We start from the raw sequence: 16,885 nt of genomic DNA, 5'->3' as shown, positions 1-16,885 counted from the left end.
GGAATATAATTCGTAGAACAAGAAAAAATGAAATGGGGACGAGTATGCCACAAAGGAATAACGGTCTATTTTATGGCTGGTATATTGTTTTAACGAGCTTCTTGATTATGTTTTCGGCATTTTCGATTGTCAATTCTCTACACAGTTTATTTCTTGTACCGGTAACAACAGAATTAGGCTTAACGAGGACAACGTTTTCAATTGTTCTCTCAGTAGGTGGTCTAGGTGTCGCCATCGCTTCTCCCTTTATGGGCAAGCTACTTGCAAAAGGCAATATGAAGTTAATCATGTCTGTCTGTATCATTCTAGCAGGGTGTGGCTTTATGTTATATTCTCTCGCACAATCGGCTGTCTATTTTGGCGTCATTGCCTTTTGTATCGGGATATGTGTTGCTGGATTTTCGAATATTCCTATTTCCATCATGCTAACGAATTGGTTTTATGAGAAAAAAGGGCTAGCTATGGGATTAGCATTTGCAGGTTCAGGCATTGGAACAGCTGCACTTAGCCCAATTTTAACCATGTTCATTTCAAATTATGGCTGGAGAACAACTTATATTATTGCCGGGGTGCTAATTATAGTGATTTCACTGCCATTGATCTTATTTTTCACAAAGAAAAGTCCTGCTGAAAAAGGGACGATTGCGTTTGGGGCCAATCGGGCAGAAATCACACAAGCAAATACGGAACAATCCGGTGTCACGTTAGCACAGGCAAAGAGATCGGGCATGTTTTGGTTATTTATTTTCGGTGTTATCTGCTTTGCACTTGTTGCAGGTGGCGTACAAATGCATATCCCCGCATATTTAATGGATATTGGTCATCCAGCGCTATTTGCAGGTACAATTTTCGGACTTTTATCTTTATCCAATACGGTTGGCAAGCTTATTCTTGGTGCTATTTTTGATAAGTTTAGAACAACCGGAGGCATTCTTTTTGTAGGTAGTTGTATGACGATAGCGATGGTGTCACTGTTGCTGGCTAACGCTAAGAGTTTTGCGTTTGTCTTTGCTATCGCTTACGGCTTCAGTATTGTTATTGCGACAATTGGCCCTCCATTTATGACAGATGATTTATTCGGCAAAAAAGATTTTGGAGCTATTTTCGGTGTTGTCCAAATATTCTTCGTAGCAACGAGTTCACTTGGTGTTATCGTTTCCGGTCTTATCTATGATCTTACACAAAGTTACAAAGTGGCGTGGTTCATATTTTTAGGCTTATTTATACTAAGCATGCTTTGTATTTTAATAGCAAATGTCATGAAAAAGAAAAAGCACTCAACTGTTGAAGAGATGGCTATAGAAGAAAGTATGGAAGGTATTTGATAACGGTCAATTCTAATGAAGAGAGATTCCTCCATTTATTCCAAGGAGAAGCTCTCTTTTTATGCATGTCTTTCTTACAGAGGAGCAACTTTGAGCTTTCTAAAAAAAGAAATATCGAACTATATTTATATAAACATTCATTAAAGTTCGTCTTTCAAACTAAAAAATGCGTTTTGTTCAGCGACTGGACAATTGGGTGATGCACTAAAACACGAACATTTAAAAGAATTGACTCATTTAGGTATGTAGGAAAGAAGAAAATTCTACTCGTTATAGACTACGTTAGTAAAAATTGCTGGAATTAATACAAGAAGCGGTGGTAGCCGAGTAATAACAATTCGTTTATTCATTTAAAAAAGAGTTCGGAATAGAAAAACCGGCAAAAAAGATTGCCGGTTAGAGATGATGATTATTTTGAATTGTTTTCGTTTGCAAAACGACCAGAAGCAAATTTTTTATTTGCTTCTGCTTGTTGGATTTGTTGTTTAATTTGATTTATATCCATTTCATTTCCAAATTCTACATCCATTGCATTCGCTGAACCAGAAGCTTGTAATTTGTTCGCTTCTGCTTGTTGGATTTGCTGTTTTACTTGATTAACATCAGTTTTATTTTGATAGTTCATTAAAAATCACCTCCTGACATTAGTTTGTACAGAAGGTGATAATCTATCCTTTATTTTTTAGACACTTACTTTTTGGTGATTATTCTTCGATGTTTTTTGGCTCTTATAATTAAAAACGAAGGTCGCCGAAATTCTTTGTTTAAATTTGGTAAATTACATACTGCATCTTTAGTTGGTATTGGCTCCACCATTTTTTCGATTTGTAAGCCATGTTCAATCAGCGTATTTATAATAGTTGATAGTGTACGATGATACTTCACAACATTATCAACTAACCAATGTTGTGTACGTAAGCCTTCATTCTGATAATTATCTAATGCAAAATAGAGTGAGTTCCCTTCAGCATCCGTTATCCAATTGTCTTTTCCCATATTAGCACTTACAATTGGATGCTCTATTGAAAATAACAAAATTCCACCTTCACATAATGCGGTACTGATTTTCTTTATAAGTAACTGAAAGTCTGCAATATAGTGAAAAGCTAAAGAACTACTTATAAAATCAATGGTTCCCTTGGGCACTTTCATCTCTTCAAATGCAACCTGTTCAAACAATAGATTGTCATAAACATGATGTGTTTTTGCATGTGCAATCATATTGGAAGAAATATCAATTCCTGTAACGTATTTTGCACCGAGCTCAAGACAATAAACGGCAAAATCTCCTACACCACATCCGATATCTAATACGATTTTATTTTTAAGTGTCGGTAGTAATGTCAAAAAATTGGGTTGTTCCAGTAAAATGTTATAATTATGTTCTCGTGCTCGTATTTCTTGATATTTTCTAAAGAACGTATTGTTATCATATATATTCTGTTTCATTATACCCTTCTATTCATCACAACGTTATGAAGTATTTGCGCAACCTTATTATCACACGCACTATCTAAAATAAATAGACTTATAATTCCTTCTTTGTTAAGATGTAGATAGAGGCATGTCTTCTTTACTAAATCTATAAAAAAACATACGGAATGGCAGAAATCATTAGGATTTCTGCCTTTTTTGTACCCATTATTCAATGGAATGTTGTTGCAATGACCTTCTACATTTGTCAAATTGGCTTTGGCTATTGGATTGCTTGTTGACGATAGTTTTGGACGTTTTTATTCCATCCAAACGTTGATAAGATTACATAATACGACAAGTAGGAGGGATATCAATGGTTGAGGTACGTTACAAAGTAAGAGAAGTATTAGATCAAAACAAAATTAATGTATTTTTGAAGCAAGCTCGAATTGGGTATTTAGGAATGGCTGACGGTCATTTGCCTTATGTTGTTCCACTTAACTTTGTTTGGACAAATGGGATGCTCTATTTCCACGGAGCTACTGGCGGAAGACGCAATCAAGTTATGGATGAAAATCAGGAAGTCTGCTTTACAGTATGCGAAGAATATGGAACGATTACTAATCCAGTGCCCGCAAAGACGGACACTGCGTATATGAGCGTCATCGTTTTTGGGAAGGCTCAACCCATCGACGATTTGGATGAAGCTACACATATGTTGCAAGAGATGCTAAATAAATATGTGCCTGGTTATTATAATCGTCCTTTATCTGAGCAACATGTGGACAAATATCGTTCAGCTGTTTTCGGTGGCCCAGTTCAAGTTTATCGGATTAATCCACAACAAATGACCGCGAAAGAAAATCCTATTGAAGTAGGGCAAATGTTTAAAATATAAAAATATATTTCATAAACTATGGTAAATTTATTTAAACACCACTTCCTATATCACATAGGTAAGTGGTGTTTTGATTTAACTAAAACGATTAGTGCAATTCATAGAATTTAATAATCCGAAGAATTATCAACATTTATGGATTGGTGAAAATTGTGTTTTTGGATGTTTTTTCACAGTCCGTTATTCGTTATGCTAAGAGCGTTCATTTTAATAAAACAAATAAAAAGGGGGGCATAGCAATGCAGTATCTAACTGAACAATAATCTCTATTTGAAACATTACATAATAAAAGGTCAAATGATGACATTGGTAAGTCTGATACACAAATAATAGCAAATCCCCGATGTATGGAATGGACATTCTGACAGGTAAGAATCACTGGAGTTTTCAAATTTGGTTTTAAAGAATGAATGCTATTTTTATGAGTAGAGAGAAAGTGTTTGACCACTATTGGAATGAAAGGTAGGGAAAGTGTATGAATACAACATCCGTTTCACTGCGTTTGCGTGATTTGCTATCACCCACCATAGCTGCTTTTATATCTGTGTTAGTAAACTATGGAGGTACTTTTATCTTGGTGTTTCAGGCTGCTAAGGTTGCTGGCCTGAGTCCTGAAATGACTGCTTCATGGATATGGTCGATTTCCATCGGTGTGGGAGTAACTGGTATTTGGTTAAGTTATCGATACCGCGAACCGATTATTACAGCTTGGTCAACACCAGGTGTGGCATTTCTTGTTTCAGCTTTGGCGGTCACTTCTTATCCTGAAGCAATTGGCGCATATATTATATCTGCTGTAGCATTTGTTTTTTTAGGATTATCTGGAATGTTCGAACGTTTTGTCCAGCTTATTCCACCAGGCATCGCTTCAGGCCTTTTAGCAGGTATTTTATTGCAGTTTGGTATTTCGGCCTTTGGTGGTGCGAAAGTTGACCCTTTACTTGTAATTGTCCTATTTACTGCGTATATCCTATTAAGACGATTTACATCTCGCTATGCAATTGTCGGTATCTTAGTAATTGGATTGATTTATTTGATAAGTATGGGCAAGGTAGATTTCAGCAATGTCGAATTGGCCATTGCTTCTCCAGTATTTGTTGTTCCAGCGTTTTCTCTTCATGCCTTATTAGGCGTTGCTTTGCCGCTTTTTATTATTACCTTGACGGGACAATATATGCCAGGAATGTTAGTGTTGCGAAATGATGGATTTAAAACGAGTGCGAATCCGATTTTAATTGTAACAGGATTGGGTTCGCTCCTAACAGCACCATTTGGATCACATGCGTTTAATATTGCCGCAATTACAGCCGCAATTTGTACTGGAAAAGACGCTCATGAAGATTCAACGAAACGCTATATTGCAGGAATTGTCTGTGGTATTTTTTATATAATTGTTGGAATTTTTGGGGTAACATTGGCTGCATTGTTTTTAATTCTTCCTGCAACGTTTATTGCCACATTAGCTGGATTAGCATTGCTCGGTACAATTGGTAGTAGCCTTGCTAATGCTTTAACAAATCCGAACGGACGCGAAATTGCACTCATTACTTTTTTGGCAACTGCCGCAAATGTTACATTACTTGGCGTAGGAGGGGCATTTTGGGGGCTTGTAGCTGGTTTAGGAGCACATTTATTAATTAATGTTCAATTTCTTAAAAAAACACAAAATATGAATGGGGCACCACAAAAATAGTTTCAAGTGAAAACTATGTACATGTAACGTGACATGTTTTAAAAAGCAAAATAATAGAGTCTTGTTTGTAGAAAAAAGGGGACAGTTGTTACAGAGATATTTAAATAGAAACGAATCAATTGATCCTCTAGATGAGCATATAGCTAATAGTTTTCTCTATTATGAAAGGTGGTTTTTAAAATCAATACACAGCAATCGACAGAAGCATTCGAAATAGCAAAACAACTAATGCCTGGTGGTGTAAACAGTCCAGTAAGAGCATTTCAATCCGTTGGAATCGATCCGATTTTTATTAGTCATGGAATTGGGTCAGAAATATATGATATTGATGGGAATAAGTATATAGATTATATCCTTTCTTGGGGACCATTAATTCATGGACATGCAGATAAGGATGTTGCTAGTGCATTACTCGAAGCAATAAAAAAGGGGACCAGTTTTGGATTGCCCACTTTGCAAGAAAATAAGCTAGCACAATTAATCACTACTCGAATTCCGTCCATAGAGAAGATTAGAATGGTTAACTCTGGTACAGAGGCAACAATGAGTGCTATTCGGCTAGCTAGAGGTTTTACAGGCAAAAATATAATTGTTAAATTTGAAGGAAACTATCATGGACATAGTGATCATCTATTAGTAAAAGCTGGTTCAGGAATAGCAACATTAGGTCTTCCTGATTGTCCAGGTGTACCGTTAGAAATTACAAAAAACACGATATCCGTTCCGTATAACAATATTGAAGCACTTAGTAGTGTATTTCATACATATGGTTCAGAAATTGCAGCGGTAATAGTGGAACCATTTGCAGGTAATATGGCAGGCATACCTGCTGACCCCGAATTTCTACAGACAATACGTTTGTTCACTTCAAAATATGGAGCGCTATTTATTCTTGATGAGGTAATGACTGGTTTTCGTATTGCTTATCACTCTGCTCAAGGGCTTTATAACATTCAGCCTGACTTAACGTGCTTAGGGAAGATAATCGGTGGAGGCATGCCCGTTGGCGCATATGGCGGCAGAAAAGAAATTATGAACCTGATTGCACCGGAAGGCAATATTTATCAAGCTGGCACTTTATCGGGTAATCCAATCGCGATGGTAGCAGGATATACTACAATAAATAAATTAACCTATGATAGTTACAACTATATTGAAGAGCTATCAGATCGACTTATTCAAGGATTATCAACAGTTGCCCGTAAATCCAATATACCGCTGATGACAACTAAAGCTGGAACAATGATTGGCTTGTCCTTTACAGATAAACCTTTACAAAATTTTGATGATGCGCGCAAAATAGATTCAGAGATGTTTCGTCATTTCTATGTTGAAATGCTGAAACAAGGGATACTTTTACCGCCTTCACAATATGAAAGCATCTTTTTATCGACTGCCCATTCCATACATGATATTGATGAAACAATTCATGCTGCAGATATAGCTTTTCAACGAATGTCAGCGTTTCTTTAGAAAGTGGAATATGAGGGCGTTATCACATGTATAATCATGATGAACTGTATGAATGTTCGCATCATTTAACTGGAAGTGAATGAAAATGTTAAAAGTAAACCGAGAAGATAAAATTCCGATTTGGCAACAGTTGCTGGATCAGGCTATCCATCATATAACAACTGGAAAATGGCCACCAGGTGAATTACTTCCTCCATCCCGAGAGCTTGCCTTATTAGTCGGCGTTTCACGCTCAACAATACAAATTGTTTATGAGGAATTATTTAGTCGAGGCTATACCGTTACTAATTGGCGTGGTGGAACAAGGGTAAGTGAATGGGGATTGAAAGCTAACTCGGCAGAAGAAACTACCTCTCATGGACCATCTACGCCAGCATTACCTTTATTAAACACGGCAGTTGATGAATTAAACAGTTGGTTTAGAGGCACAGAAAATCCAAATGTAGAAATTGATTTTTGTCCTCATGAGCCTTATTTAGACGAGCACTTCCAAAAAAATTGGAGACAATCTTTTTTACAGGCTTCATCCGAAGCAGATTTGACCACTTGGGGTTATGGCAACCCTTATGGTTTTACTCCGCTCCGTGAACAGATTCAACGTTATCTAACATTTGAAAGAGGTGTTCATGTAGATATTGACCAAATCATTTTAACTTCTGGTGCACAGCATAGCATTGATCTAATTGCACAAGCACTGTTAACGGAAGGAGAAACCGTTTCTGTTGAAGATCCTGGATTCCCTGCTGCCTGGATGACCATGAAATACCGGCGAATGAATGTCGTTTCCGTACCTGTTGATGAGTATGGAATACAAGTAAATCGTATTCATCCGCAAAGTAAGCTTATTTTTGTTACACCTTCTCACCAATGTGCAGTTGGAGTTATTATGTCTGAACCACGTAGACAACAATTGCTTCAAAAGTCTGCGCAAGAGCAATTTTGGATTGTAGAAGATGATTATGATGGCGAATTTAGGTATCGTGGTGGGCCGCTTCCTACTTTGTTCAGCCAACAACCACAGAACACATTGTATATGATGAGTTTTTCCAAAATGGTGGCACCAGGCATACGCATTTCGGCAGTGATTGGGCCAAAGGATGCCATTCGTCAGCTTGCTCAAGTACAAGCCCTAACCTATCGACATCTGCCGATAATGGAACAACTAACGCTTAGTCATTTTATTGAGCACGGTCATTTTATGCGGCATATGAGGAGAGCAAGAAATGTATATCGACGCAGACATGAAGCAATGACCAAGGCCATCATGGCAACTGGACTAGCTGAACGTTTTAAACTAAGTGGCATTGAAACAGGCTTGCATATGCTTCTTGAAGCTGAAGAATCGTTTGATGAAGAAGCGATGACAAACCTAGCGCTCGACAAGGGAATTCGCGTTTATCCACTTAGTAAGTATTGTTTAGAAACGAATCGAAAAGGATGGGTACTGGGATTTGCTAAAGTTGATGAAGGCGCAATTGAAGAAGGCATTAACCGCCTTGCCAAGATACTTTTATAATTGAAAAATATCTCTTTGGCTTTACAAACAATCAAATTTTATGAATGAGCCCATGTTGCTTGAACTGCCACAGTCAACCCCATATGTTGATATGAAAGCAATACATAAATATAATTGACAACCAATAAGGCAAAATGGTATTTTTGTTTAAGAAATTTTTAATTGAATAAGGCGACATGACTTTGGATGTCATGTTAGCGAATTGACAAAGAAAATGTTTTAATGCAGCGCCTCCTAAACTGGGGGCGCTGCTTTTTGTATTTTTTTAGAGGAGTGAAATGATGGATAAAAGAATTTACCTATTATCGACGATTGCTTTTATAGTTGGTCTAGTTGAATTAGTAATTGGAGGGTTGCTTCCACTGATTGCGGAAGATTTAAATATTTCGTATGGCAAAGTAGGAATGTTAATCTCCATGTTTTCATTAAGTTTTGCCATATCAGGCCCCATTTTATTATCTTTAACTTCAATGATGGAGCGCAAAAGATTATTTCTCATCGTTTTGTTTATTTTCTTTGTGTCTAATATGATGATTGTGTTGAGTGATATGTATGTTGTTCTTATGAGCGCTAGAATTTTATCAGCTATGTGTGCGTCGCTACTTGTTTCGTTATGTATCACCATCGCTTCTCAAATAAGTGATGAGGCTTATACAGCAAGAGCAATCGGCCTTGTATTAATGGGGGTTAGTGCTTCCCTCGTGTTTGGTGTTCCGTTTAGTTTATGGTTAGGCAGCGAATTAGGTTGGCGGGCACCATTTCTTTTTATTGCTATTTTGACATTAATGCTGATGTTAATAGTATTTTTTGTATTAGGAACAATTGAGCCCAAGAAGAAATTGCCTATTAAAGCCCAAGTAAAGGCGATAAAGGAGCGAAAGATTTTACTTATTCATTCAATCTCTATCGTGTTTTTTACAGGTCATATGACTTTATATGCATATTTAACACCATTTCTTCAGTCCACGCTACATTTGTCAGAGAAGTCTCTTAGCCTGATGTATTTAATCATCGGTATATCCTCCATATGTGGGAGTTTACTAGGTGGATATTTTACTGATCGTATTAGTGCAAAACGAACGATTATTTCCGTATTGTCCTTCTTTACATTAACGATTGTTGCAATTCCGTTCTTAAAATTTTCCGTTGTTCTGTTCGTCGGGGCCATATTATTATGGAGTCTACTAAGTTGGTCACTACAACCTGCGATTCAAAGCTATATTGTTTCTACTGCATCGACTACATCAGATATCCATCAAAGTTTAAATAATTCTGGTGCTCATATTGGCATGGCATTAGGTTCTACAATAGGGGGCATTACCATTGATGCATATAGTGCTGAAATAAATGCCATTATCGGTGGCACAATGACTTGCATCGCATTAATAGTAGCGCTTCTGACCTTTAAATGGCAAAAAACTACGTAGAAATATGGGCAATTTTTGTCCAATCAAGCTTAAAAAGCGAATACAATAAACGGAAAATATATCATATATTTGTAAAATACATTAAAATAAAGCTAGCCACGTAAGATTGCAGGCTAGTTTTATTTTGATTTTAGCACTATAGATCAAGCAGGCATTTTCACATTTTCATTTGAATATATTTTTAATGAGATTACTATTATTAAATATAATGGTGGGGGAGATTGGATGGACACTTTAACAAATAAGAATCAACAGGACGTAATCATTTCTATTATTATACCCGCTCATAATGAAGAAAAGTACATTGGAAAATGCTTAGACTCTATTTCAAAAGCGTCAAAATTACTCCAAAATGAAGTTGAAATCATTGTTGTGCTAAATCGCTGTACAGACAGAACAGAAGAAATTGCGAAATCATATAACTGTATCACAATAGATAATGACGATAAAAATCTTTCTAAAATTAGGAACACAGGCGTTGAAAGAGCTAGGGGCGAAATTATTGTAACAATAGATGCCGATACACAGATGAATGAGCATATGCTTACAAAGGTAGTGCAAAACTTGAGCTCGGGAAAGTATATTGGCGGAGGAGTTACAGGGAAATTTGAAAGAATGTCTTTAGGGATATTCGTTTCAACTATGTTATTGATAGGACCCTTACTTATTAAATATGGCGCCATATCCGTGGGCATTTTTTGGTGCTACAAAGAGGATTTTAAGTCCATTAACGGATTTAATGAAGAGTTGCTTATGGCGGAAGATGCTGATTTTGCTAAACGCTTAAAAGTGTGGGGAAAAAAGAAAGGACAAAAATACGGAACAATTCAAAATGGTATGATTACCTCCAGCAGAAAGTTTGATAAACACGGAGACTGGGTGTTACTTAAACGTCCGAAATTAATTTTAGCTTATCTGAAAGGAACAGATAAACACTATGCAGATGAAGCCTATTATGAAAATCATGATCGATAATCTATCAAGTTGAGAGAAAGAAATAAAGGGAACTGTTTTACCAAACATCTATTAAAATTTACAAAGACGTTAATCAATGCAGGATTAACGCTTTTTTTATTGAAATTATTCTTTTATAGCTAAAAGAGAGGGGAACAGATATGAGTAAACAATTAATCATCGGCGACGTAACACAAGAACTAACTTCTACACGTCGCATATTGGAACGCTTACCGGAGGAGCATATGTCATGGCGACCACATGATAAATCAATGACCCTCGGTGGACTAGCCACACATCTAATCAATCTTCTAAACTGGCAAATCACAATTATTCAGCACACGGAGTTGGATCTTTCAACAGTACCACTTCGACGAGAAGCAATAGAAAAACAATCTGACATTCTAGAAGAATTTGACGCAAACGTCACAAAGCTTAGCAAGCTGCTCATCGAATGTGATGACAAAGCGCTCGGCGATGAATGGACGCTTCGCCATGGCCATCATATTATACGCCAACAGCCGCGAGCACTTGCGTTACGTACTTTTGGAATTAGTCATATGGTTCACCACCGTGCACAACTGGGCGTATACTTACGCCTTCTTGATATTGCGGTGCCAGGCTTTTATGGACCATCAGCCGATGAAGAAATCTAATTAAATATCTTGGTGCAAGGGTGATCAAGATTAAAGAGTTGCATAATGCAGCTCTTTTTTCATTTTCTGTAGGCTGATTACTATTAAAAGGCTTTTGGGCGAGGTTTTTTTAAAATCATCCTACAGCTTTCGATTTATTTAATTTTAAAAATATTCTATTTGTTTAAAATAATAGTATTTTTCTATGAGGGTAGACTCATTTTTTATGAATCGTCCTAAAAATAATTGAATTCAATTAAAAACCTTTATAAAATGAAAGCGAATTCACACTTTAGTGCATGCACGCTTGTTAATTAAAATGATTTCTTACATTTAAGGAGGCATGTTAATTATGATAGCAGCAGTCGTAACGAAAGACAAAAAAGTAAGTGTAGAGGAGAAGCGACTAAGACCATTAAAACATGGTGAAGCATTAGTACAAACAGAATTTTGTGGTGTTTGTCATACGGATCTACATGTCAAAAATGCAGATTTCGGTGATGTTACAGGGATTGTATTAGGTCATGAGGGTATTGGTAAAGTGATTGAAGTTGCAGAAGGGGTTACGTCACTAAAAGTTGGTGACCGAGTATCTATTGCTTGGATGTATGAGAGCTGCGGACATTGTGAATATTGTACGACAGGGCGTGAAACACTATGTCGCGATGTTAAAAATGCAGGGTATACAGTAGATGGTGCTATGGCCGAGCAGGTGATTGTATCAGCTGATTATGCAGTGAAAGTTCCAGCTAATTTAGATCCAGCAGCCGCTTCTTCTGTCACTTGTGCAGGTGTGACAACTTACAAGGCGGTGAAAGTGTCAAATATCCGTCCAGGACAATGGATCGGGATATTTGGTATTGGTGGTCTCGGCAACTTAGCTGTGCAATACGCCAAACATGTCTATGGTGCAAACGTAGTGGCGTTCGATATCAATGATGAGAAGCTAGCATTTGCTAAAGACGTAGGGGCAGACGCTATTGTTAATTTATTAAATGAAGACCCAATTGCGAAAGCAAAAGAACTGACAAATGGGAAAGGCTTAGATGCAACCGTGGTCACAGCTGTAGCTAAAACGCCGTTCAATCAAGCGATTGATGTGGTAAAAGCAGGCGCACGTGTAGTAGCAGTTGGTTTACCTGTAGATAAAATGGATTTAGATATCCCTCGTTTAGTACTGGATGGTATCCAAGTGATTGGTACATTAGTAGGTACACGCCAAGACTTACAAGAAGCATTCCAATTTGCGGCAGAAGGTAAGGTAGTACCGAAAGTAACATTACGAAAAATCGAGGAAATTAACGAGATTATGGAAGAGATGGAACAAGGTAAAATAACAGGACGTATGGTAATTGACTTTACGAAATAATAGCTTGTTATCAATTAATTTATAAACTAAACGAGGCACTTCCGCTACAAAGGAGGTGCCTTTCTTTTATCTTTACAAATACCTGTGTTTTTTAGTGAAAGGAAGCAACTTACTTTCATCTAGATTCATATTTTTTATGCATAAAGGCGTTTCTAAGTTAATTTAATTAGAGAAGCTTCTGTCATAGTTACTTAATTTTCATAACTTCAATATATCTATACATTCCTTTTAACATAACTGGGTCATCCTTTATAATTTTAAGCCTTTGTTTTTGTTGGCTAAACATATCCTCAAAACTTCTTCCAATATCAGTGCCTAATAGGCTTATAATGGGCCTTAACAGCTTTTTTGTTACCGTTATTCGTTGATGTTTAGCAGCAAATTTATCAAAAATTAGTATTTTTCCATCCTGCTTTAAAACGCGAATCATTTCTTCAAAGCATTTATGTTCATCAGGCACGACAGAAAGAATTAAACTCGCCACAATATAATCGAATGATTCATCTTCAAAAGTCATTTTTTGCGCATCCATTTCGATAAATTGGATAGCAGAGCGCTCGAATTTACTTTTAGCGATAGCTAACATATCAGGCGAATAATCAATGGCTGTAATATCATAATTCATATAGTCAATGTATTCTAAATCAGCTCCAGTACCGATCCCAACAAATAAGATTTTCTGCTTGCTTTGAAAAGGGACTTCTTGAAAAATCTTTTTTCTCGTCTTCAAAAAAACACCAGTATTAAAAAATCTATCATAGAAAGAAGAGCCCACTTTGTAGACAATCTTATTCCACTTATTATTCAATCGGTCATCCCATCTTTCATCAGTAAAATTAAAGGAAAGTCATTTAAAATTGCTTAAGGAAAGTAAACTAAGTATAGCGAAGGCATTGTCACTACATGTTCTTTATAATATTATACTAAACTATAGCTTCGAACATATCCTCCTTAGACATCTAGAGCTAGCGACATAATTGTCTAATAAAGTGGGATGAACACACAGATTCCAGCGATTTATTACAGAAAAAAATTGAAGACAATCTACCTTGACTTCAGTCTGAAACCAGTAATAACAACGATGCCTCCTACTTACATATGACAAAGACATTTAACTATAATCAGAACATTATCAGTATAGAACACGCCATAAATAAAAGGTAGCGTATGATTCCCAATTTTTCCAGTTGACTGATAGTGCTAAAATTTCATCTTTTGTAGGCTTTTGCGTCATATTACGTAATACTTTTATCGAATTAATCAGACCAACATCATCAATTGGGAAAGCTGTTTGGAATCTCAGGCAGCGCATCAGTACGTAATTAGCTGTCCACGGACCGATTCCTCGTATTTGAATTAAGCTTTTTTCGGCATCTTTAAAGTTCATTGTTTGTAATTTCTCCTTCGATAAAGTACCATTTGCCATTAATTTAGCAATACCAATGATATATTCACTTTTTTTTGCCGTCATTTTGATATCTGCTAGGTCGGACGGTGTTAACTTTGCAATGCGCTCGTACGTTGGGAACAACCAATATTTTTTCCCTTTCCATTCGATAAAATCACCAAAGCTTTCTACAAATTGCTTCTTTAAGGAATAGGCAAACGCTAAATTAATTTGTTGCCCTAAAACGCCCCAGCATAATGCTTCAAATAAATGAGGTATGCCCACTACACGCAATCCATAAAATTTTCGGACAGGCATTTCAAGTAATGGGTCTGTAGTTGCCATATCATAAAAAGGCGTTAAATCGTTCTCAAGGTCAAACCATTCATAAATATAGTTTACAATTTGTTGTCGTATCCGCTTATCATTCGGCCTAGAATCATTTAGGAATTGAACAATCATTTGGTTATGTTGGCTTACGCTAATCTGTACTAAGGAGCGAATTTCCCCTATAGCAATAACCTTTGTAATAACATTGTTCTCAACCTCATACATACATTCATTTTTTTCTCGTAATAGATAGTTTAGATTTGCATTCATATCGAAATGGTTAGGTAATGGAATGACCATCTCATCATTATTTTCATGCCATATCACTTTTGCATTCTCCTCTATAAACTGATTATTAGGTAACATATACGATTAAAATTTACTTTACCATATCATAATCGAGACGAATTTTGTTATCTTGCTATTACATTCTAAACACCTTATGTTTTTCTACTGATGCGGTTATAGTGTTAGTTATTAAGAATGCGAATAGGAGGGCGTAACAATGGTTCAAGAGATAAAAACACGAGTAGAAAACTTAGATTGGGACACCATTCAAAATGAATTAGATGCACAAGGGTTTGCAAAGCTTCCCGTGATTTTAACAAAGGCGGAATGTGAATTTCTAAAAGCGTTGTATCTTGAGAAGGAGCCGTACAGAACAACAATCAATATGCAACGCTATCGCTTTGGCAATGGGGAATACAAATACTTTTCCTATCCACTACCTGCTATTGTCCAAAGTTTAAGAGAGGTCTTCTATGTAGAATTGTCTAAAACAGCGAATCGTTGGTTGGGGTATTTACGAAAAACAGCACAGTTTCCCAACAACCTTCAAGATTTTTTGAACATCTGTGAAGAAAATGGGCAAACAAGACCAACACCTTTATTATTAAAGTATGAAACAGGGGGCTTTAATTGTTTGCATCAAGATTTATACGGCGATATATTTTTCCCATTCCAAGTAGTCTTTGTCTTAAATCAACGTGAAAAAGATTTTTGCGGTGGAGAATCGCTATTAGTTGAACAAATTCCTCGTGCTCAAAGTAGAGGACATGTTATTACTTTAGATCAAGGCAGTGCGCTTATTTTCCCTACGAACGATAGAGTTGTTCTTGGTCAAAAAGGGTATTACAAAAATAAGGTTCGTCACGGAGTAAGTACGGTTACTTTCGGGGAACGTTTTGGTCTTGGAATCATTTTTCATGATGCGACATAAAAACTACTTCAATATCTTGCTATTCTATTTCAAGCATTGTACATTGGGAATTTCTAAGGAGTATAGTGTAAAGAGAGGTGAGCGTAATGCTAGATAGGTTCAATCACGAGTGTCATGATAAAACTTCAAATGATATGGAACAGATAACAGATGAAAAGTGGCAAGCAATAATCAATAATGATCCAACGTATAATCATCAATTTTTCTATGCTGTCAAATCAACAGGGATATTCTGTAAACCATCTTGTAAATCGCGCGTCCCGAAAAAAGAAAATGTCTGCATTTTTCAAAACGCAGAACAAGCTCTACGTGCAAATTTTCGGCCTTGTAAACGTTGCAAGCCAACGAATGAAAAATTGCCTGATAGCGAATGGATTGAGCTAATTACTGCCTACATTGATAAAAATTACACAGACAAATTAACCCTAGAATCGTTAGCCACAATTTGTCATGGGAGCCCCTATCATATGCATCGCACATTTAAAAAAATTAAGGGTATAACACCTGTTGGATATATACAACAAGTTCGCGTACATGAGGCTAAACAATTATTAATGCAAACAAATAAAGCCATCGGAGATATCGCCATTTGTGTAGGAATGATGAATACGCCTTATTTTATTACGTTATTTAAAAAGAAAACTGGATTGACACCAGCACAATTTCGACAAATGCATATAACTGGAGGAAAAGATAGTGGTAACAAACAATAAAACAACGCTCTATTGGGCTTTACTAACATTTGAAGATTGGCATTTTTATATTGCTTCCACTTCTAAAGGGTTAGTGTATGTAAGTTCACAGAACAGCGCATTCGAGGAGCTAATCGAGTGGACCAAGAAGCGCTTTCCAGAAAGTCCACTAATTGAAAATAATAAAAAGCTAGAACCCTATATGGTTGAATTGATTCAATACCTAGAAGGAAAGCGAAAAACATTTACTATGCCATTTGATTATGTAGGGACACCATTTCAGATAGCAGTGTGGAATGCACTTTGTGACATTCCTTATGGACAGACGAAATCCTATTCAGAAATTGCCAATGCTATTAATAAACCAGCAGCTGTGCGCGCGGTTGGCACAGCGATTGGAGCCAATCCAGTATTAATTACTGTACCGTGCCATCGGGTAATTGGCAAGAATGGCTCATTAACAGGCTATCGAGGAGGATTAGCAATGAAAACACAGCTCCTAGAGTTAGAAAAGCGAACTTCAACTAGCTACGAGTGATGATGAATGGAGG

Annotated in this window: 16 protein-coding genes; 12 read left to right on the top strand and 4 right to left on the bottom strand. The window is 36.6% G+C overall.

Features of this window, described 5'->3' with window-relative positions:
* The first annotated feature begins 44 nt into the window (after positions 1–44).
* Positions 45–1,325, top strand: coding sequence for an MFS transporter (locus MHH88_RS10735; protein ID WP_339262916.1), 1,281 nt, complete (start codon positions 45–47; stop codon positions 1,323–1,325).
* A 409-nt stretch (positions 1,326–1,734) separates the two neighbouring features.
* On the opposite strand, the gene MHH88_RS10730 is transcribed toward MHH88_RS10735, so the two are convergent.
* Together MHH88_RS10730 and MHH88_RS10725 are read right to left on the bottom strand one after the other, a co-directional pair.
* Positions 1,735–1,950, bottom strand: coding sequence for a gamma-type small acid-soluble spore protein (locus MHH88_RS10730; RefSeq protein ID WP_339262914.1), 216 nt, complete (start codon positions 1,948–1,950; stop codon positions 1,735–1,737).
* Between the two features lie 65 nt (positions 1,951–2,015).
* Entirely contained in the window at positions 2,016–2,774 is a 759-nt protein-coding gene (locus MHH88_RS10725; RefSeq protein WP_339262912.1) for a class I SAM-dependent methyltransferase, read from the bottom strand.
* Between the two features lie 340 nt (positions 2,775–3,114).
* On the opposite strand from MHH88_RS10725, the gene MHH88_RS10720 reads away from it, so the two are divergent.
* The 8 genes from MHH88_RS10720 to adhP all read left to right on the top strand — a co-directional run bounded on the left by MHH88_RS10720 (position 3,115) and on the right by adhP (position 12,706).
* Positions 3,115–3,639, top strand: a complete 525-nt coding sequence (locus tag MHH88_RS10720; protein WP_339262910.1) for a pyridoxamine 5'-phosphate oxidase family protein — start codon at positions 3,115–3,117, stop codon at positions 3,637–3,639.
* A 475-nt stretch (positions 3,640–4,114) separates the two neighbouring features.
* Positions 4,115–5,332, top strand: a complete 1,218-nt coding sequence (locus MHH88_RS10715; protein ID WP_339262908.1) for a benzoate/H(+) symporter BenE family transporter — start codon at positions 4,115–4,117, stop codon at positions 5,330–5,332.
* A 180-nt stretch (positions 5,333–5,512) separates the two neighbouring features.
* The gene (gene hemL, locus MHH88_RS10710) at positions 5,513–6,805 is read left to right on the top strand and encodes a glutamate-1-semialdehyde 2,1-aminomutase (protein ID WP_339263042.1); all 1,293 of its coding nucleotides are present in this window, start codon (positions 5,513–5,515) and stop codon (positions 6,803–6,805) included.
* An 85-nt stretch (positions 6,806–6,890) separates the two neighbouring features.
* Positions 6,891–8,321, top strand: coding sequence for a PLP-dependent aminotransferase family protein (locus tag MHH88_RS10705; protein WP_103976620.1), 1,431 nt, complete (start codon positions 6,891–6,893; stop codon positions 8,319–8,321).
* Between the two features lie 278 nt (positions 8,322–8,599).
* On the top strand, positions 8,600–9,748 hold the full coding sequence (locus MHH88_RS10700) for an MFS transporter (protein ID WP_258041012.1): 1,149 nt from the start codon (positions 8,600–8,602) through the stop codon (positions 9,746–9,748).
* A 225-nt stretch (positions 9,749–9,973) separates the two neighbouring features.
* The gene (locus tag MHH88_RS10695; RefSeq protein ID WP_339262907.1) at positions 9,974–10,723 is read left to right on the top strand and encodes a glycosyltransferase; all 750 of its coding nucleotides are present in this window, start codon (positions 9,974–9,976) and stop codon (positions 10,721–10,723) included.
* Positions 10,724–10,863: 140 nt separating this feature from the next.
* Positions 10,864–11,358 (top strand): DinB family protein, encoded by a 495-nt coding sequence (locus MHH88_RS10690; protein ID WP_339262906.1) that lies wholly within the window; start codon positions 10,864–10,866, stop codon positions 11,356–11,358.
* A gap of 331 nt (positions 11,359–11,689) precedes the next feature.
* On the top strand, positions 11,690–12,706 hold the full coding sequence (gene adhP / locus MHH88_RS10685) for an alcohol dehydrogenase AdhP (protein WP_339262904.1): 1,017 nt from the start codon (positions 11,690–11,692) through the stop codon (positions 12,704–12,706).
* Between the two features lie 187 nt (positions 12,707–12,893).
* Here the strand turns inward: adhP and MHH88_RS10680 are convergent, their stop codons facing one another.
* Together MHH88_RS10680 and MHH88_RS10675 are read right to left on the bottom strand one after the other, a co-directional pair.
* Positions 12,894–13,514, bottom strand: a complete 621-nt coding sequence (locus tag MHH88_RS10680) for a class I SAM-dependent methyltransferase (protein WP_339262902.1) — start codon at positions 13,512–13,514, stop codon at positions 12,894–12,896.
* Positions 13,515–13,838: 324 nt separating this feature from the next.
* Positions 13,839–14,750 (bottom strand): DNA-3-methyladenine glycosylase, encoded by a 912-nt coding sequence (locus MHH88_RS10675; RefSeq protein ID WP_339262900.1) that lies wholly within the window; start codon positions 14,748–14,750, stop codon positions 13,839–13,841.
* 178 nt (positions 14,751–14,928) lie between these two features.
* On the opposite strand from MHH88_RS10675, the gene MHH88_RS10670 reads away from it, so the two are divergent.
* From MHH88_RS10670 to MHH88_RS10660, 3 genes are all read left to right on the top strand, one after another.
* Positions 14,929–15,642 (top strand): 2OG-Fe(II) oxygenase, encoded by a 714-nt coding sequence (locus tag MHH88_RS10670; protein WP_339262898.1) that lies wholly within the window; start codon positions 14,929–14,931, stop codon positions 15,640–15,642.
* A gap of 86 nt (positions 15,643–15,728) precedes the next feature.
* Positions 15,729–16,355, top strand: a complete 627-nt coding sequence (locus MHH88_RS10665) for a bifunctional transcriptional activator/DNA repair enzyme AdaA (RefSeq protein ID WP_339262896.1) — start codon at positions 15,729–15,731, stop codon at positions 16,353–16,355.
* On the top strand, positions 16,339–16,872 hold the full coding sequence (locus MHH88_RS10660) for a methylated-DNA--[protein]-cysteine S-methyltransferase (RefSeq protein ID WP_339262894.1): 534 nt from the start codon (positions 16,339–16,341) through the stop codon (positions 16,870–16,872). The genes MHH88_RS10665 and MHH88_RS10660 overlap by 17 nt, the downstream gene beginning before the upstream one ends.
* The last annotated feature ends 13 nt before the right edge of the window (positions 16,873–16,885 follow it).

Origin of the sequence: Lysinibacillus sp. FSL K6-3209 (assembly GCF_037976175.1) — a bacterium.
GTDB classification, from domain to species: Bacteria; Bacillota; Bacilli; order Bacillales_A; family Planococcaceae; genus Lysinibacillus; species Lysinibacillus sphaericus_D.
Note: the sequence above shows the minus strand (reverse complement) of the source record. Positions and strands in the feature narration are given on the sequence as shown.

What these genes read in the sequence shown, in the direction of transcription:
- MHH88_RS10715 (WP_339262908.1), top strand. Translation starts at nt 4,115, where the DNA reads ATGAATACAACATCCGTTTCACTGCGTTTGCGTGATTTGCTATCACCC.
- MHH88_RS10695 (WP_339262907.1), top strand. Translation starts at nt 9,974, where the DNA reads ATGGACACTTTAACAAATAAGAATCAACAGGACGTAATCATTTCTATT.
- MHH88_RS10690 (WP_339262906.1), top strand. Translation starts at nt 10,864, where the DNA reads ATGAGTAAACAATTAATCATCGGCGACGTAACACAAGAACTAACTTCT.
- MHH88_RS10700 (WP_258041012.1), top strand. Translation starts at nt 8,600, where the DNA reads ATGATGGATAAAAGAATTTACCTATTATCGACGATTGCTTTTATAGTT.
- MHH88_RS10705 (WP_103976620.1), top strand. Translation starts at nt 6,891, where the DNA reads ATGTTAAAAGTAAACCGAGAAGATAAAATTCCGATTTGGCAACAGTTG.
- MHH88_RS10725 (WP_339262912.1), bottom strand. Translation starts at nt 2,774, where the DNA reads ATGAAACAGAATATATATGATAACAATACGTTCTTTAGAAAATATCAA.
- MHH88_RS10730 (WP_339262914.1), bottom strand. Translation starts at nt 1,950, where the DNA reads ATGAACTATCAAAATAAAACTGATGTTAATCAAGTAAAACAGCAAATC.
- adhP (WP_339262904.1), top strand. Translation starts at nt 11,690, where the DNA reads ATGATAGCAGCAGTCGTAACGAAAGACAAAAAAGTAAGTGTAGAGGAG.
- MHH88_RS10665 (WP_339262896.1), top strand. Translation starts at nt 15,729, where the DNA reads ATGCTAGATAGGTTCAATCACGAGTGTCATGATAAAACTTCAAATGAT.
- MHH88_RS10720 (WP_339262910.1), top strand. Translation starts at nt 3,115, where the DNA reads ATGGTTGAGGTACGTTACAAAGTAAGAGAAGTATTAGATCAAAACAAA.
- MHH88_RS10735 (WP_339262916.1), top strand. Translation starts at nt 45, where the DNA reads ATGCCACAAAGGAATAACGGTCTATTTTATGGCTGGTATATTGTTTTA.
- MHH88_RS10670 (WP_339262898.1), top strand. Translation starts at nt 14,929, where the DNA reads ATGGTTCAAGAGATAAAAACACGAGTAGAAAACTTAGATTGGGACACC.